Here is a 15,557-nt window from a genome sequence, read left to right as displayed (position 1 = left end):
TCACTAAATCAACCAAGGAGAAATTGGATGCCAACAATCAACCAATTGGTGCGCAAGCCGCGCCAAACGGCTAAGAAAAAGTCCAAGTCACCGGCACTCGGTCGCATTCATAACGCCCTGAAGACGCGTTACTATGACCAAAATGCACCGCTCAAGCGCGGTGTTTGTGTGCGCGTGACGACCAAGACGCCAAAGAAACCAAACTCAGCGCTGCGTAAAGTTGCCCGCGTGAAACTAAACAACGGCTACGAAGTCTGGGCCTACATCGGTGGTGAAGGTCACAACTTACAGGAGCACGCTGTGGTCTTGATCCGCGGTGGTCGTGTGCCTGACCTTCCGGGTGTGCGCTACCACATCGTCCGCGGTGCGTTGGACCTCCAGGGCGTCAACAACCGCAAGCGGGGCCGTTCAAAGTACGGTACCAAGAAAGGGGATAAGTAATCATGCCTCGTAAAGTTACCAAGAAACTACAACGCCAATTGCAACCTGACCGCCGCTATCAAAGCGTGCTGGTACAGCGTTTGATTAACAAGTCAATGCTGGATGGCAAAAAGTTGGCGGCTGAGCGGGCTGTTTACACTGCCCTGGAAACCGCTGCTAAAAAATTGGATTCAGAAGATCCATTGGCAGTGTTTGAAAAAGCTTTGAAAAACGTTAGCCCAAACTTTGAGGTGAAGAGCCGCCGTGTCGGTGGTGCCAACTACCAAATCCCATTCCCAGTTCAGGGACACCGTCAGTTGCACTACGCGTTTAGCTGGCTGGTGCAATCAGCTCGCGCTCGTAGCGGCATGCCATATTCACAGCGTTTGGCATTGGAAATCGTTGACGCCTACAACGAAGCTGGTGCTGCCTTTAAGAAGAAGGAAGACACCCACAAGATGGCCGAAGCCAACCGCGCCTTTGCGCACTTTGCTCGCGGCTAATTGTCGGGAAAACGTAAACTCAGAAATCGCTCTGAAAAACGGGCGATTTTTGTTATAATGGAGAAAACGAGGAGGGGTAAATGGCAAGTTTTTCATTTGATATCGTGTCAGAAATTGATAAAGCCGAGATGAATAATGTATTCATGCAGGCAGAAAAAGAGATTCAAGGGCGGTACGATTTTAAGGGAACGAGTGCTGCGATTGACTGGCTGGATGATAAAAAGGGTCTCAAGCTCACCGGCGATAATGACTGGCAAGTTGACGCAGTGCTGGATATTGTGCGCAAGAAACTAGCGGCGCGCGCTCAGTCGAGTAAAGTCCTCGACCTCACCAAAGAAAAAGTCACCTCAAACCTCAAAACCACCTGGGAAATTCCCTTCAAGCAAGGCCTCGACCAGCCGACCGCCAAGCGCATTGCTGCCGACATTCGCGCTGCCGCGCCCAAAGCCAAGCCACAAATCCAAGGCGACCTTGTCCGCGTCACTTCCGCCTCGAAAGACGAGTTGCAGAAAGTCATTAGCCTGGTGCGTGAAAATGATTATGACACGCCGCTGCAGTGCGTGAATTATCGCTAAGAGCTTTATGGTTATGGTTGCGTCAGTCGGCTTTTACGCCGTATGATTAAGAGATGACGACTGAGTCCACCCCATCTGCCACCCCGCTGCCCGAGAACCTTGCGTTACTTGATAAGGCTGTTTTCAATCAGCAAGTCGCCACTGTCCTCCGCCTGGCTCGAGAACGAATGGCCGACGTTCGAAAGCTCAATCCTCATCAGTATCTAGAAGCCACTGTGCGGATTAACCAAGAACTATTTGCCGGGCTTATCGGTCAGCTGATGACGGTAAGCGGATGGGTGCAACAACATACCAAAAACGGAGAAGAATACGTATATATTGAAGATCATAAACTCCAGTGCGCCGGTTGCCTGATTGTCGCGAACAAGTCTGATCCAGAAATCGCACTTGGTGGTCTTGGCGTAACACCAGAGGGCACCACGGCCCAGTATGTCGTTCCGCTGGATGTCCTTATCCAGTTTCCGCAGCTGATGGATATTGAACAGGCCAAGGCTATTTTACAGCTGTACACGCCTGAGGTCCTTGATTATTTGAATAATATACGACCAGTTGATCCAAACAATAATTGTATCGACTCAGCTCGAATGATCAAGGAGCTAGCAGATATTCCGATTAATGAAATTCCTTTTAGGCGATTGTCGAATAGAGACCTTAATCGAGTCATTAAGGCGATAAACATTCACTGCAAGGTACTGGCTTCACTTGATCCGTATATGCCATACGATATTATGTATAAGGGCCTCGCGCTTCATAATAGGGAATGGGTTGAATTGAATACGGCGGGTGCGATGTATGTGCAATCTGTCTCCGTGGAAACCCTCGCCACCACGAGAGTCTGTGATTCTCTAGTGATGATGGTGCGTGCAACGCTCCTTGGTCGGTCTGACGCTCAAAACAAAGATTATCTACTAGTAGCCAAGGGAATACAATGGATTCAATCAGGTCGTAGTCAAATTCCGCGGTAAGATGAGGCTCATTCACAAAACGCCAATCATCTGCTATAATACAGCTCAAGCGTAGTTTTTTGGTGCGTAAAAATAGCTCCGGAGAATCTCGAACAATAACTATTTTTAACAAAGGAAAGACAAATGGCAGCAAACGTTCCATTACAAAACTTTAGAAATATTGGTATCATTGCCCATATTGACGCCGGTAAAACGACGACCACTGAGGGTATTTTGTACCGCACTGGTTTGACGCATAAAATTGGCGTGGTCAAGGGTGACGGTGATGGTGCTACCACCGACTGGATGGCGCAGGAAAAGGAGCGCGGCATCACCATTACTTCGGCAGCGGTGACCTGTTTCTGGAAAGATCATAAGATTAATATTATCGACACCCCAGGGCACATCGATTTTACCGCTGAAGTGGAGCGTTCGCTGCGCGTGCTCGACGGTGCAGTGACCGTGTTTGACGGCAAGATGGGCGTTGAAGCACAGTCCGAGACGGTGTGGCGCCAGGCTAACAAATACGGCGTGCCGCGCATTTGTTTCGTTAACAAGATTAACCAGACCGGCGGTGACTTCTGGAAATCGCTGGAGTCAATTCATAACCGCCTGAGCAAGCAGGCCTTTCCAATTCACTTGCCAATTGGTTTTGAAAAGACGATTAACGGCGTGGTTGACCTAGTCGACATGAAGGCCTACACCTATGATGATTACACTGATCATGAGCTAAAGGTCGGCGAGATCCCAGCTGATGTGTTGGAGAAGGCAAAGAATGCCCGCGCCCTGCTGGTAGAAAATGCCGTCGAGGCTGACGATGAATTGATGATGAAATTCCTCGACCAAGGTGAAGAGGCAATCACCATTGATGAACTGAAAATGGCGCTACGCAAGCGCGTGCTGGCTGGCGACTTCTTCTTGGTGACTGGCGGTGATGGCCGCGGCGTCATCGTGGAGAAGGTGCTTGACCTGATGGTTGACTACCTGCCAAGCCCGCTGGACGTTGACGAAATTTGGGGCAAGAATCCAAAGACTGGCGACGAAGTAGGCCGCAAGCCGGATGAGAAAGAGCCAATGAGCGCCCTGGCGTTCAAGATCGCTACTGACCCATTTGTCGGTAAATTGATCTTTATCCGCGTCTATTCCGGTGTCTTGAGCTCGGGCAGCTACGTCCTGAATACCACCACTGGTGACAAAGAGCGTATCGGCCGCATCGTGCGCATGCATGCTGACAAGCGCGAGGAGATCGACAAGATTGGTGCTGGCGACATCGCGGCGGTGGTTGGTTTGAAGAACACGGGTACCGGTAATACCTTGACCGACCCAGCGCACCCAATTGCCCTGGAAAGTATTGAATTCCCAGAGCCACCAGTGTCCATCGCTGTTGAGCCAAAGTCAAAGGCCGACCAGGAAAAGATGGCGCTCGCCTTGCAGCGCCTGGCCGAGGAAGACCCAACTTTCCGCATTCACACTGATGAAGAAACCGGCCAGACGATCATGTCTGGAATGGGCGAGTTGCACCTGGATATTTTGATCGACCGCATGAAGCGCGAGTTCAAGGTTGAAGCGAACATTGGTGAGCCACAAGTGGCCTTCCGCGAGTCAATCAAGGGCCGCGCTGAAGTCCAGGGTAAGCACGCCAAGCAGTCTGGTGGTCGCGGTCAGTATGGTGATGTTTGGGTACGCTTTGAGCCAAACGAGGCGGGCAAGGGCTTTGAATTCATCGACGAGATTAAGGGCGGCGTGGTTCCTCAGGAGTATCGCCCAGCTGTCATGAAAGGTATTAAAGAGACCTTGGAAGGCGGCGTTATCGCTGGCTATCCAGTGGTTGACGTCAAGGCGACGCTGTACGATGGCTCATACCACGATGTCGACTCCTCAGAGCTGGCCTTCTCATTGGCAGGTTCATTGGCAGCTCGCGAAGGCATCAAGCAAGCAACACCAATTCTGCTTGAACCAGTCATGAAAGTTGAAGTGACCACTCCAGAAGAGTTCATGGGCGACATCATCGGTGACCTTAACTCACGCCGCGGTCGCATCGACGCCATGGAAGATTTGATGGGCGGCGCCAAATTGGTCAAGGCCTTTGTACCGCTGGCGAACATGTTTGGTTACACCTCAGACATCCGCTCGATGTCACAGGGCCGTGCAGCCAGCACCATGGAGCTCGCGCAATACGAGGAAGTACCACCAAACGTAGCGCAGGAGATTATCGAAAAGCGCAACGCCTAGGGTGTAGTGATAACAATGCTAAAAAATGCCGCTCCTTATCGGGGCGGTATTTAGTAGCTGTCCTCAGAGTGCTTGCTATCGGGATCGAGCGGGTAGCTCGCGCCATATTAATGGTTGCATACTAACGCGTCGGACATTTCTTTGACAATGTTTTTTGCCTCGTGATATCGTGCTTGGGAAGCTTCCTCGGCAACTAGTGGTATCGGGTCGACAAGTTTAAGCTCATTGTCATCATTAACTACTAGATTCCCGTGTCCAAATATGTCGGCCACTGCCTTATGTCCGTAGAGCATTTTTGTATTACCAGCCATAAACTCTCGGATATCGGGGATAGACCTTATACCTTGTCTTGGTATATCGGCTAACATTATGGCGCGCTTCGTTGGTATAAATTGCTGGCGGGCGATAATTATTGGCCGCGATGGATTGTACGGAGAACTATCTATCTCGTACGTTTGACTGACCGCGATTGCTCCAAGCGCTGATAAGCACTTTTGTTGTTTGCCTTCAAGCTCTCGCACCATCTGCTCCATTTCTGCCTCGGTGTGATTAGAGTGACGATAATGAAATTTTATTACTGTATCTGTCTTGGGATCATGGGCGGCGATGGAGTGGTGGCCCTGACCAATAACACTCAAACCGAAGCGTTCTATGGGAGAATAATCCTTACGGTTATAGTAGCGTCCAAACAATAGTGGCAGTAACTTTGTAGCCATTGCTCCTTGTAAAAGTAATCTACGCGCAGGGTTTCTTACCTCGAGTAATTTATCTGGATCATTCTGACCCACAAAACGAGCAAACTCACCGGCTCGTTGCAAGATATTGACAGTCATAGGTTAACATTGTAGCACTATTTATAAAATAATAAAATAGGGTATGACTACTGTGCCCAAGCTATCTCCCCAGAGGTGTTTCTAGCGTTGACTTTAGAGCGCCACATATGCTACAATCACAAGGTAATTTCTATTACGCGTAATATCAACTGTTCTCCTTGATGAATGAGCAGGTCTGGTTATAGTTGAAGCGCTTGTCATGAACGCCTCACTCAGAACCCAGAAACCGCACGTCATCAGGAGTATTTAAGTGGGAGTGAGGAAAAGTGAAAACACTTCTCGGTACCAAACTTGGTATGACCCAGCTCTTGGCTGAAGACGGCAAAGCCATTCCGGTGACGCTGATCCAAGCCGGCCCTGTCACCGTGACTCAGGTGAAGACTGTCGAGACCGACGGTTACAATGCGGTGCAGGTCGCTTATGGAGAGGGTAAGAACCTGAGCAAGGCCGTGGCTGGACACGTCAATCCAGCCCAAGTGACCCCGAAGCACATTCGGGAATTCCGCGTCGACGAGATCCCTGAGGGGCTCAAAGTTGGCGATGAAATCAACGTTTCCGCGTTCGAAGTCGGCGATTCTGTCGATGCGACCGGAACCAGCAAAGGTAAAGGTTTCGCTGGAACCATTAAACGCCACAACTTTAAGCGTCACCGCAAGACGCACGGTGGTAAAGGTAATACTCGTAAGCCAGGTTCAATTGGCTCGATGTATCCACAAAAAGTGTTCAAGGGTAAGACGATGGCTGGCCACATGGGTCACGAGCGTGTTACCGTCAAGAACCTGGAAGTGGCATATGTTGATCCAGAGACCAATCTGATCGGGGTGAAGGGTGCTGTGCCTGGGCCACGAAAAGGGCTGATCATTTTAGGAGGTAACAAGTAATGGCTGAATCAACCAAACTTCCTAAAGACATTTTCGCTGTTGAAGTGCCAAACCACGAACTGTTGAAATTGGCATATGACAGCTATCTCGCGGGCGCCCGCCAGGCAAGCGCAACCACTAAGCAGCGTGGTGAAGTTTCTGGTGGTGGTAAAAAGCCATGGAAGCAAAAGGGAACTGGTCGAGCACGTTTTGGCTCAAGCCGTAACCCAATCTGGCGCGGTGGTGGTGTGGTCTTTGGCCCACGCGGCAACGAAAACTACACCAAAAAATTGTCTAAGACCGCCAAGAAAGTGGCAATTCGCCAAGCCTTGACGGTGGCCAATGAAGCGAAGAAGATCGTCGTCAAAGACATCAAGACGACCGGCAAGACCAAAGAGGTCGCAACCTTCTTGGCTGACAACAAGTTTGAGCGCCGCGTATTGATCGTCGTCGACGAAAAGACGCCAGAATTGATGCGTGCCACAAGCAACATTCAGAACGTATTGGTAATCCGCGCGAGCTACCTCAGCGTCTACCACATTCTGAATGCGGATACTATTGTCATGACCCCGAAAGCTCTGCCAGTAATCACTGAGTGGCTGGGTAAGGAGGAAGCGTAATATGAAACAGATGACAATTATCCCACGCATTAGCGAGAAAGCCTACGCCGTGAGCGCCAATGGCGTCTACGTGTTCCGCGTTCCGCTCAACCTGAATAAAAACGAGATCAAAGCAGCAGTTGAAGCGCAATTTGACGTTACTGTCCTGAAGGTGAAAACCTTGGTCCAAGACGGTAAAGCTGTGCGTTTCTCACGAGGTAAAAACCGCTATCCTGGCACGACTACGCGCAAGGACTGGAAGAAAGCTTACGTGACGCTGAGAGATGGCGATAAGCTCGATGTGTTTGACGCAGTAGAGCAGCAGATGGAGGAGACCAAGTAATGCCAGTGAAAGCTTACAATCCAACCACTCCTGCTCGTCGCGGCATGACGAGCCAGGACTTGTCGGACATTACGACGAAAAAACCGCTCAAAAGTCTGACCAAAGCCAAAAAGCAAAATGCTGGCCGCAACAACCAAGGCCGCATCACCGTGCGTCATCGCGGCGGTGGCGTTCGCCGTCACTACCGTTTGGTGAACCACAATTTGCCGGCTGGCCTGACGCTGACAATTGAAGAAATTGAGTACGATCCAAACCGCTCAGCGCGCATCGCTCGAGTGAAAGATCAGTACAATTTGTACCACTACGTGTTGGCCGACACCTCGATGGTTAAGGGCAAGACGATTCAGACTGGCGAGACAGCGCAAATTGAGGCCTCAAACCGCCTGCCATTGTCTGCCATCCCTGTTGGTACGATGATTTATGCTATTGAACTGACTGCCGGCAAAGGTGCGCAAATGGTGCGCGCTGCTGGCGCCAAGGCTCAGTTGATGGCCAAAGAAGGCAATTACGCAACCATCAAATTGCCATCTGGTGAAGTTCGCAAAGTTCGCTTGGAAGCAACCGCTGCCATCGGTACAGTCGGTAACGTCCAGCACCAGAACGTCAAAATCGGTTCAGCTGGTCGCCGCCGCCGCAAGGGTATTCGCCCAACGGTTCGCGGTGTCGTCATGAACGCTGCAGATCACCCGCATGGTGGTGGTGACGGTGGTCGCCACGGTACTGGTAAAGCACCACGTACGCCATGGGGTCAATTGACGCTGGGTTATCGAACTCGCCGCCGCAAAGGCTCAAATAAATTAATCGTACGCACGCGTCACGACGCGAAGAGGAAGAGGTAAATCACGATGAGTCGTTCATTAAAGAAAGGTCCATTCGTCGATGTGAAGCTTGCGAAAAAAGTCGCTGCTCTCAGCCTTGACGATCGAACCGTTATCAAAACGTGGGCGCGCGCTTCGACTATCACCCCAGAAATGGTCGGTCGAACGATTGCTGTCTACAACGGTAAGATGCACGTGCCAGTGCTGATTACCGAAAACATGGTTGGCCACAAACTCGGTGAGTTTAGTCCAACCCGTAAGTTCCGTAAGCACGGCGGAAAGGATAAGAAGTAATCATGGCTGATACTACGTATACTGTTCGCGCTTACGCCAAAGGTGTTGACCAAACACCACGCAAGGTTAGCCTGGTGGCTGCGCTGGTACGTGGCCGTACCGTCGCTGATGCATTGGTTATCTTGGAGCACGTGCCAAAACGCGCTGCTATGCCTGTCAAAAAGGCCATCGACAGTGCCAAGGCAAACGCCATCAACAACCACGGTCTGGACGCCAAAAGTTTGGTGATTACCACGTTGAGCGTTACCACTGGTACACGCCTGCGCCGCTTTAAGCCAGCGTCACGCGGCCGTGCCTTGCCATTCCAGAAAAAGACGTCAAACATCTTGGTTGAAGTAACTGGTACCGAGAAGCCAAAGAAAGCGCCTGCGAAGAAACCAGAGACCAAGGCTAAAGCAGAGACCAAACCTGCCAAGCCTGCAGCGAAAAAAGCCGCCGAAACCACGGCAAAAAAGGAGGAGAAGTAAATGGGTCAAAAAGTGAATCCAATCAACTTCCGCCTACAAGTTCACAAGAACTGGAGCTCTCGTTGGTTTACGGCCAATAAGAAAGAGTTTGCGGAGGCAATTCGCCAGGATCACGAAATCCGCGAATTGATTGAGAAGAAATTTGCCTCACGCCCAACCATCAATCGCATTGAGATTGAGCGGAGTGCCAACTTGATCACGGTAACCATTCACACGGCGAAAGCTGGTGTGGTGATCGGCCGTGGCGGTGCGGGTGTGAATGAATTGAAAAAGCAAGTTGAGAAGATCGTCGGGTCACCGGTTCGCATCAACATCGAAGAAGTGCGTCGACCGGAATTGGCGGCTAAATTGGTGGCTGAGAACATCGCCCGCCAGTTGGAACGCCGTATCAACTTCCGCCGCGCAACCAAAATGACCGCACAAAACACCATGAGTGCTGGCGCTAAAGGTATCCGCATCGAGGTGGCTGGTCGTTTGAACGGTGCTGAAATGGCACGCCGCGAGAAGGTGATTGAAGGCTCAGTGCCACTGCACACCCTTCGCGCTGATATTGACTTCCACTGTGCTCGCGCCCAGACACCAGCTGGTATCATCGGCGTGAAAGTGTGGATTTATAAGGGAGAAAGGAGTCGCTAAATGCTGTTACCAAAGAAAACCAAGCACCGCAAAGTGCGCATCGGTAAAAACCGTGGTCAAGCAACCCGTGGTAATTACATCGCGTTCGGCGACTTTGCACTGCAATCACAATCAAACGAGCGCATCAACTCCCGCCAAATCGAGTCTGCTCGTCAGGCAATGACCCGCTACATCAAGCGTGGTGGTAAGATTTGGATCCGGATTTTCCCACACACTCCAGTTACTCGCAAGCCACTTGGTTTGAAGATGGGTGGTGGTAAGGGTAATCCAGAGTTCTTTGTTGCTAAGGTGAAGGCCGGCACAGTGATGTTTGAAATGCAGGGCGTTTCAGAGGAAGTAGCCCGCGAAGCAATGCGCCTAGCGAGCCACAAACTACCAGTCAAATGTAAGTTCATCAAGCGGGAGGACGCATAATGGCTGAGACAAAGAAAACCGCAAAAGCAGCAGTTGTGAAGACCGTTGATGATTTGAAGAAGGAACTCGCCGAAAAGCGAAATGACCTGCTTCAAGCAAAACGTTCTCACGCTGCTGGCGAATTAGTTAATCCAAAAGCGTTGCGCTCACTCCGCAAGGACATCGCACGCCTGCTGACACAAATTAACGAAAAGGAGAGCAAATAATGGCCCGACGAACACTGATTGGCGTCGTAACGAGTGCCAAGCGCGACAAGACCATCACCGTGACGGTCACCAGCCGCGAAACGCATCCGCTCTACGGCAAACAGTACACCGTGACTCGCAAGTACACTGCTCATGATGAGACCAATCAAGCAGGCGAAGGCGACAAGGTGCAAATCGAAGAGACCCGCCCAATTTCCAAGACCAAGAGCTTTACGCTGGTCAAGGTGATTGAGAAGTCTCGCGGTTCTATCAAACTAAAGGCTGAAGTTTCTGGCGAAGCTGAGGAAGAGACCAAGGAGGACGACAAATGATCCAACAAGAATCTCGCCTCAAGGTAGCTGACAACTCGGGTGCCAAAGAAGTATTGTGCATCCGCGTCCTCGGTGGTACCCGCCGCCGCTACGCTCGCGTTGGTGACGTGATCGTCTGTTCAGTCAAGGACGCCAGCCCAACCGGCAACGTCAAAAAGAAATCTGTCGTCAAGGCTGTGGTGGTTCGCACCCGCGACCAAATCCACCGCAAAGACGGCTCAACCATTTGCTTTGATGACAACGCCGTGGTGATTATCAACGATGACAAGCAGCCAAAGGCTACCCGTGTCTTCGGCCCAGTACCACGCGAACTACGCGACATGGGCTACATGAAGATCGTCAGCCTAGCTCCGGAGGTACTCTAATGGCTCGTATTCACAAAGATGACACCGTAAAAATTATTGCTGGTAAAAATAAGGGTACGACTGGTAAAGTCCTGAAAGTTAACACCAAAGATCAGACTGTTTTGGTCGAGGGTGTTGGTGTCGGACACCGCCACGTCAAGCCAAGCCAGTACAATCCAAAAGGCGGCAAGAAAGATATCCACGTACCGATGGATATCAGCAAAGTCGCGCTGGTTGTCGACGAAAAGTCAGGCAAAACCAGCCGGGTTGGTTTAGTAAAGAACGCTGACGGCGGCAAAACTCGCGTCGCTCGCCAAGCAAAAAATAAGGAGATTAAATAATGGCAGAGAAGAAAACCGTCGTGCCAGCTCCTCGCTTGAAAGCCTTGTACCAGGAGAAATACCTGAAGGAACTGCAAGCCGAACTAGATCTAAAGAACGTGCACCAAGTGCCAGCTTTGGAAAAGATCATCGTGAGCGTTGGCACCGGCAAAAAGAAAGATGACAAGCGTCATTTTGAAATTGTCAAAAACACTGTTGCAAAGATCACCGGTCAGGCACCAGTTGCCCGCCAGGCAAAGAAGTCAATCGCTGGCTTTAGCATCCGTAAAGGTATGGGTGCACCAATTGGTGTTAGCGTAACCCTACGTGGTGCTCGGATGTATGAGTTCATGGATCGCTTGATTAACGTAGCCCTACCTCGCGTCCGCGACTTCCACGGCGTTGGCCTGAAATTTGACAAGGGTGGTAACTACAACCTGGGCATCATCGAACAGTCAATTTTCCCAGAGTTGACCTTCGAAGAAACGCAGATTCTGCACGGGTTGCAGGTAACATTTGTCATCAAGAACGGCAACAAAGAAGCATCAAAAGCCTTGCTGGAGAAATTTGGCATGCCGTTTGAGAAGAAAGGAGGCGTCAGGTAATGAGCGAAACTATTAATAGCCTCAATCCTGAACACTATGCAGATTGGACACCTGAACAGGAAGGTTGGGGTGCGATTGATCCAGAGGACTGGACACCCGAGCAAGAAGGTTGGGGTATCCCAGATGATGAGCGTACAGTTGAGTTAGACGGAGGTAATGATTAATGGCTAAGAAATCAATGGTCGCTCGCGACAAAAAGCGTCTGAAGATGATCGCAAAATACGCTGCGAAGCGCGCTGAGCTCAAAGAACTTGGCGACCTCGACGGTTTGCAGAAACTGCCTCGCAATTCGAGCCCAACTCGGCACAAGAACCGCGACAGCATTTCCGGCCGTCCACGTGGCTACATGCGCCAGTTTGGCCTGAGCCGCATCAATTTCCGCGAAAAAGCAGCCAAGGGCGAAATCCCAGGCATAACAAAGAGTAGTTGGTAAGAAGGAAAGGAGATTCGACAATGTCTATGCAAACTACAGACCCAATCGCCGACCTTCTGACGCGCATTCGCAATGCGAAACTGGTTGGCAAGACGGAAGTTCGTGTTCCGTCCAGCAAGATGAAAAAAGTCATCGCTGAACAATTAGTCAAAAACGGCTACCTCGCGGATGTTAAACTAGAGGATGCCAAGCCTCGCGGTGTGCTGGTGGTGACTATCAACGAAGAAGGCACCAACAGCACCATCAACGAGATCACCCGTGTCTCAAAGCCAGGTCGTCGTGTCTACGTCGGTGTAGCCGAGATTCCAAAGGTGAAAAGCGGCCGCGGTCTAGTACTCATCTCAACCTCAAAAGGCGTCATGACCGGCGCTGAAGCAGCCAAGGCGAAACTTGGTGGTGAATTGTTGTTGAAGGTGTATTAAATTACGCTTTGTCGGCAAAGAAAGGTGCTCGGGGAAATAATCTCCGGGCGCTTTTTATTGTACGATAATTGAGTTAAGCTCAGGAGTGTACTGAAACATGCCGATTCTTCTGTATTACACCAGCGCATGTTTCGACTGTAACTTCATGTCCAAGCAGATATCCATTGCGTCTTAACTTCGGCAGCTCGCGTACTTCATGAAACATCATATTAAGTTCGGGTACGAAGAATAACTCCCGAAATGGCATACCTTTGAGTCGTGATTCCTCTCGTGGCTCAGTTAAAATAACGCCAGAATTTTCTCCAAAAATTACCTCCTCACGGCCATCAGGGAAATTTATTACAAGACACGTTGTATATTGCGCTCGCCTGTTTGTCTTATTTTTAAGCTTTTTCAGGCAGTAGTCCACGATTTCCTGATCACTCATCTCGTTACCATTCCAGCGTCTTGTAAATACGCCAGGCTCACCGTTTAACGCTTCAATCTCCATGCCTGAGTCGTCGGCAATAATTATTAAGTTTTTATCATCCTCGCGTAGATAACACCTCGTATGTCGTGCCTTTAAGAGGGCGTTTTGTTCAAATGTTACGCCCATTTCTATACAATCGGGGATTTGATAGCTCAAGTCTGCTAGCGAAATGATTGAGACTAACGGATCGAAGTTGTGAAACGTGGCGACGAATTCTTTATACTTGCCTGGGTTTCTGGTGGCAAATAGTATAGCTGGTTTCATCATGTTATTACCTTATCCCTTTCAGTCAATTGTGCATCCATACAAATATCACGATACGGCTGAGTGATGATTTCAAACTCCTGAACTCCTATCCGCGCTTCAATATCCTCAATTCGCCGTAGCGCCAACTCTTTATCCTTACTGATGATTTCCGTTTCTACGAAAACACCCGCACCGCTAATCTCATCAATAGCAATCGTCAACCCCGGCTCATCATCGCACTTAAATATCCGTCGAAACTTATTGACCTCAACCAATTTCACCATGCCAAGATTTGCTAGTAGCTGCTTAGCGACAGCCGTATTCTCTGGATTGACCGGCAGGTTAGTTTCTGGTTTGACAATAATTCCATCCTCAGTGCGTGTGCGTTGATTGGTCGGTGGTTTATAGGTTATCTCGGCAAAATCATCACGCTGCCGAATCCGCAAACATTCGACTGTCTTCATGAAATCAACGTCAGGCCGAGAATAGTAGCTATCAATTTCGGTAGTTTCGCTAGCCAAGGAAAATCCCTGAGAACTCAGTTGTGCAATAAACACTTCCAAATTGCCCGCAAACTTACGCTTACGTTCTATTTCATGCTGTTCTGCCACGTGGAACCTCCAGTTCAATTATGCAATACCAAAAGTATATATCAATTTGCGAAATATCGCTAATCAGTTAGATATGTACAATTTTTATCAGCGTCGTCATTTTACGATATTTAAGAATTATATTTTGCTATACTGTAAGACATATGCGTAGCTTCCTCCATATGACAAAAACGTCAAACCAGACAGAAATAACTGTTAAAGATGTCTTCATTGTTGATATTCTACCCTTCTCGTTATCTATTGTCGTTATGGTGTCACTGTTGTACGGAATAGGCTGTCTTATTGGCAGTGCTGACCCCAGGCAGGGAGTTCCCAGTTATTATATTCAATTACTATTCATGGAAAATCCTCTCGTTGAGTTAATCATGGTCGCCGCCGCTTGCTTTATCGCTGTCGGGCGAGAACCCCAGATACGCTTCTGGTCGACAATGGGGGTGGCTACATTCATTGCTCTGGTTGATGCATCAAACTTTCTTTGGCATATCGATGTCAGCGGCTATTTAAGTATCTTCGCTGGTATTCTGTTAATGATCTCTGGTTGGCGGCTATGGGATTATTACGAAGTGCGTAAAATCTACACCATGACAGAACCGTATTTAACCAAGGCTGCGCTAGCAATATATATTACTCTCGGCATTTTGGCGATTGCTCTACTCATTCCGTACGGTAACTAAGCAGAACGATCAAGAACCTTGCATTTCACCCCTAATCTATGCTAAAATACCAAGGTTAATATCAAATCACACGAAAGGTGAGTAATGAGTCTGAGTCGAATCGGAAAACTGCCGGTGGTTATTCCGGCCGGTGTGACAATCACGGTTGACTCTGGTGACGTGGTCGTAAAGGGCCCGAAAGGTGAATTGACGCAATTCATCACGCCAGCAGTTGAGGTGAAAGTCGAAGACGGACACGTCACGGTTCATCCGAAGGATGAGTCCAAAACTGCTCGCGCCCAGCATGGTCTGATGCGCGCGCTGATCAACAACATGGTAATCGGCGTGACCAAAGGCTACGAGAAGCGTCTCGAGGTCAATGGTGTCGGTTTCCGCGTTAGCTCCAGCAACAATGAGCTGGAAATGGCGCTCGGGTTTTCACACCCAGTCAAATACAAAGCCCCAGAGGGCATCACCGTTACCAACGAAAAGATGACCATCATCGTCAGCGGTATCAATAAGCAGCAAGTCGGCCAAGTCGCTGCGGAAATCCGCGCGCTGAAGAAGCCTGAACCATACAAGGGCAAGGGTATCAAGTACGCCGACGAGCAAATTTTGCGCAAAGCAGGAAAGACAGGTAAGTAATCATGGTAGAAAATAAGAAATTACTCAACCAAGCTCTTCGCAAAAACCGCGTTCGCGCCAAGGTTTCAGGCACTGCAGAGCGCCCACGCCTAACCGTCACCATCAGCAACCTGCACGTTAGCGTGCAGCTGATCGACGACGTCGCAGGCAAGACATTGGCTGCCGCAACTACCGTTGGCACCAAAGCAACCGGTACCATGAGCGAGAAATGCGCTACCGTCGGTACCGAAATTGCCAAGAAAGCAAAGAAAAGTAACATTAGCGCGGTGGTCTTTGACCGCAACGGCCGCCAGTACGCTGGTCGCCTAAAGGCATTGGCTGATGCTGCGCGCCAAGAAGGATTGGAGTTCTAGT

At 49.8% G+C, this 15,557-nt stretch carries 27 protein-coding genes; 24 read left to right on the top strand and 3 right to left on the bottom strand.

Going from position 1 to position 15,557, the window contains the following annotated elements:
* The first annotated feature begins 27 nt into the window (after positions 1-27).
* From rpsL to fusA, 5 genes are all read left to right on the top strand, one after another.
* Positions 28-441 (top strand): 30S ribosomal protein S12, encoded by a 414-nt coding sequence (gene rpsL, locus GWK76_02370; protein QHU92157.1) that lies wholly within the window; start codon positions 28-30, stop codon positions 439-441.
* Positions 442-443: 2 nt separating this feature from the next.
* The gene (gene rpsG / locus GWK76_02365) at positions 444-923 is read left to right on the top strand and encodes a 30S ribosomal protein S7 (protein QHU92156.1); all 480 of its coding nucleotides are present in this window, start codon (positions 444-446) and stop codon (positions 921-923) included.
* Between the two features lie 80 nt (positions 924-1,003).
* A complete protein-coding gene (locus GWK76_02360) occupies positions 1,004-1,498 on the top strand; it encodes a YajQ family cyclic di-GMP-binding protein (protein ID QHU92155.1) in 495 nt (164 codons plus the stop codon).
* A 53-nt stretch (positions 1,499-1,551) separates the two neighbouring features.
* Positions 1,552-2,463, top strand: a complete 912-nt coding sequence (locus tag GWK76_02355; protein ID QHU92154.1) for a hypothetical protein — start codon at positions 1,552-1,554, stop codon at positions 2,461-2,463.
* A 123-nt stretch (positions 2,464-2,586) separates the two neighbouring features.
* Positions 2,587-4,674, top strand: coding sequence for an elongation factor G (gene fusA, locus GWK76_02350; GenBank protein ID QHU92153.1), 2,088 nt, complete (start codon positions 2,587-2,589; stop codon positions 4,672-4,674).
* Positions 4,675-4,781: 107 nt separating this feature from the next.
* On the opposite strand, the gene GWK76_02345 is transcribed toward fusA, so the two are convergent.
* A complete protein-coding gene (locus GWK76_02345) occupies positions 4,782-5,507 on the bottom strand; it encodes a hypothetical protein (protein ID QHU92152.1) in 726 nt (241 codons plus the stop codon).
* A gap of 266 nt (positions 5,508-5,773) precedes the next feature.
* Here GWK76_02345 and rplC point away from each other — a divergent pair, with 266 nt between their 5' ends.
* Genes rplC through rpsH form a run of 16 tightly spaced genes read left to right on the top strand, consistent with a single transcriptional unit; the run spans position 5,774 to position 12,579 of the window.
* Positions 5,774-6,388, top strand: coding sequence for a 50S ribosomal protein L3 (rplC, locus tag GWK76_02340; GenBank protein ID QHU92151.1), 615 nt, complete (start codon positions 5,774-5,776; stop codon positions 6,386-6,388).
* On the top strand, positions 6,388-6,987 hold the full coding sequence (gene rplD / locus GWK76_02335; protein QHU92150.1) for a 50S ribosomal protein L4: 600 nt from the start codon (positions 6,388-6,390) through the stop codon (positions 6,985-6,987). The genes rplC and rplD overlap by 1 nt, the downstream gene beginning before the upstream one ends.
* A gap of 1 nt (position 6,988) precedes the next feature.
* A complete protein-coding gene (rplW, locus tag GWK76_02330) occupies positions 6,989-7,309 on the top strand; it encodes a 50S ribosomal protein L23 (protein ID QHU92149.1) in 321 nt (106 codons plus the stop codon).
* A complete protein-coding gene (rplB, locus tag GWK76_02325) occupies positions 7,309-8,148 on the top strand; it encodes a 50S ribosomal protein L2 (GenBank protein ID QHU92148.1) in 840 nt (279 codons plus the stop codon). Before rplW ends, rplB begins: the two co-directional genes overlap by 1 nt.
* Before the next feature lie 6 nt (positions 8,149-8,154).
* Positions 8,155-8,421, top strand: coding sequence for a 30S ribosomal protein S19 (gene rpsS, locus GWK76_02320; protein QHU92147.1), 267 nt, complete (start codon positions 8,155-8,157; stop codon positions 8,419-8,421).
* Between the two features lie 2 nt (positions 8,422-8,423).
* On the top strand, positions 8,424-8,888 hold the full coding sequence (gene rplV, locus GWK76_02315; protein ID QHU92146.1) for a 50S ribosomal protein L22: 465 nt from the start codon (positions 8,424-8,426) through the stop codon (positions 8,886-8,888).
* Positions 8,889-9,524: a 30S ribosomal protein S3 gene (gene rpsC / locus GWK76_02310; GenBank protein QHU92145.1), complete on the top strand. Its 636-nt coding sequence runs from the start codon at positions 8,889-8,891 to the stop codon at positions 9,522-9,524.
* Positions 9,525-9,938, top strand: coding sequence for a 50S ribosomal protein L16 (gene rplP / locus GWK76_02305; protein QHU92144.1), 414 nt, complete (start codon positions 9,525-9,527; stop codon positions 9,936-9,938).
* On the top strand, positions 9,938-10,144 hold the full coding sequence (gene rpmC / locus GWK76_02300; GenBank protein ID QHU92143.1) for a 50S ribosomal protein L29: 207 nt from the start codon (positions 9,938-9,940) through the stop codon (positions 10,142-10,144). Before rplP ends, rpmC begins: the two co-directional genes overlap by 1 nt.
* On the top strand, positions 10,144-10,455 hold the full coding sequence (rpsQ, locus tag GWK76_02295) for a 30S ribosomal protein S17 (GenBank protein ID QHU92142.1): 312 nt from the start codon (positions 10,144-10,146) through the stop codon (positions 10,453-10,455). Before rpmC ends, rpsQ begins: the two co-directional genes overlap by 1 nt.
* Entirely contained in the window at positions 10,452-10,820 is a 369-nt protein-coding gene (gene rplN, locus GWK76_02290; protein ID QHU92141.1) for a 50S ribosomal protein L14, read from the top strand. The genes rpsQ and rplN overlap by 4 nt, the downstream gene beginning before the upstream one ends.
* Complete coding sequence (gene rplX / locus GWK76_02285) at positions 10,820-11,140, top strand: 50S ribosomal protein L24 (GenBank protein ID QHU92140.1); 321 nt, start codon at positions 10,820-10,822, stop codon at positions 11,138-11,140. Before rplN ends, rplX begins: the two co-directional genes overlap by 1 nt.
* The gene (gene rplE / locus GWK76_02280) at positions 11,140-11,724 is read left to right on the top strand and encodes a 50S ribosomal protein L5 (protein QHU92139.1); all 585 of its coding nucleotides are present in this window, start codon (positions 11,140-11,142) and stop codon (positions 11,722-11,724) included. Before rplX ends, rplE begins: the two co-directional genes overlap by 1 nt.
* Positions 11,724-11,888: a hypothetical protein gene (locus GWK76_02275; GenBank protein ID QHU92138.1), complete on the top strand. Its 165-nt coding sequence runs from the start codon at positions 11,724-11,726 to the stop codon at positions 11,886-11,888. The genes rplE and GWK76_02275 overlap by 1 nt, the downstream gene beginning before the upstream one ends.
* A complete protein-coding gene (gene rpsN, locus GWK76_02270; protein ID QHU92137.1) occupies positions 11,888-12,157 on the top strand; it encodes a 30S ribosomal protein S14 in 270 nt (89 codons plus the stop codon). The genes GWK76_02275 and rpsN overlap by 1 nt, the downstream gene beginning before the upstream one ends.
* A 20-nt stretch (positions 12,158-12,177) precedes the next feature.
* Positions 12,178-12,579, top strand: coding sequence for a 30S ribosomal protein S8 (gene rpsH / locus GWK76_02265; protein ID QHU92136.1), 402 nt, complete (start codon positions 12,178-12,180; stop codon positions 12,577-12,579).
* 79 nt (positions 12,580-12,658) lie between these two features.
* On the opposite strand, the gene GWK76_02260 is transcribed toward rpsH, so the two are convergent.
* Both GWK76_02260 and cyaB read right to left on the bottom strand, forming a co-directional pair.
* Entirely contained in the window at positions 12,659-13,315 is a 657-nt protein-coding gene (locus GWK76_02260; GenBank protein ID QHU92135.1) for a hypothetical protein, read from the bottom strand.
* Complete coding sequence (gene cyaB / locus GWK76_02255; GenBank protein QHU92134.1) at positions 13,312-13,905, bottom strand: class IV adenylate cyclase; 594 nt, start codon at positions 13,903-13,905, stop codon at positions 13,312-13,314. The genes GWK76_02260 and cyaB overlap by 4 nt, the downstream gene beginning before the upstream one ends.
* 161 nt (positions 13,906-14,066) lie before the next feature.
* Here cyaB and GWK76_02250 point away from each other — a divergent pair, with 161 nt between their 5' ends.
* From GWK76_02250 to GWK76_02240, 3 genes are all read left to right on the top strand, one after another.
* Positions 14,067-14,579 carry a hypothetical protein gene (locus GWK76_02250; GenBank protein QHU92133.1) on the top strand — a complete coding sequence of 171 codons (513 nt, stop codon included), beginning with the start codon at positions 14,067-14,069 and terminating at the stop codon, positions 14,577-14,579.
* A gap of 90 nt (positions 14,580-14,669) precedes the next feature.
* Entirely contained in the window at positions 14,670-15,203 is a 534-nt protein-coding gene (rplF, locus tag GWK76_02245; protein QHU92559.1) for a 50S ribosomal protein L6, read from the top strand.
* Positions 15,204-15,205: 2 nt separating this feature from the next.
* Entirely contained in the window at positions 15,206-15,556 is a 351-nt protein-coding gene (locus GWK76_02240; protein ID QHU92132.1) for a 50S ribosomal protein L18, read from the top strand.
* Position 15,557: the final 1 nt, after the last annotated feature.

The organism is Candidatus Saccharibacteria bacterium oral taxon 488, from assembly GCA_010202465.1.
Classification (GTDB): Bacteria; Patescibacteriota; Saccharimonadia; order Saccharimonadales; family Saccharimonadaceae; genus Nanosynbacter.
Note: the sequence above shows the minus strand (reverse complement) of the source record. Positions and strands in the feature narration are given on the sequence as shown.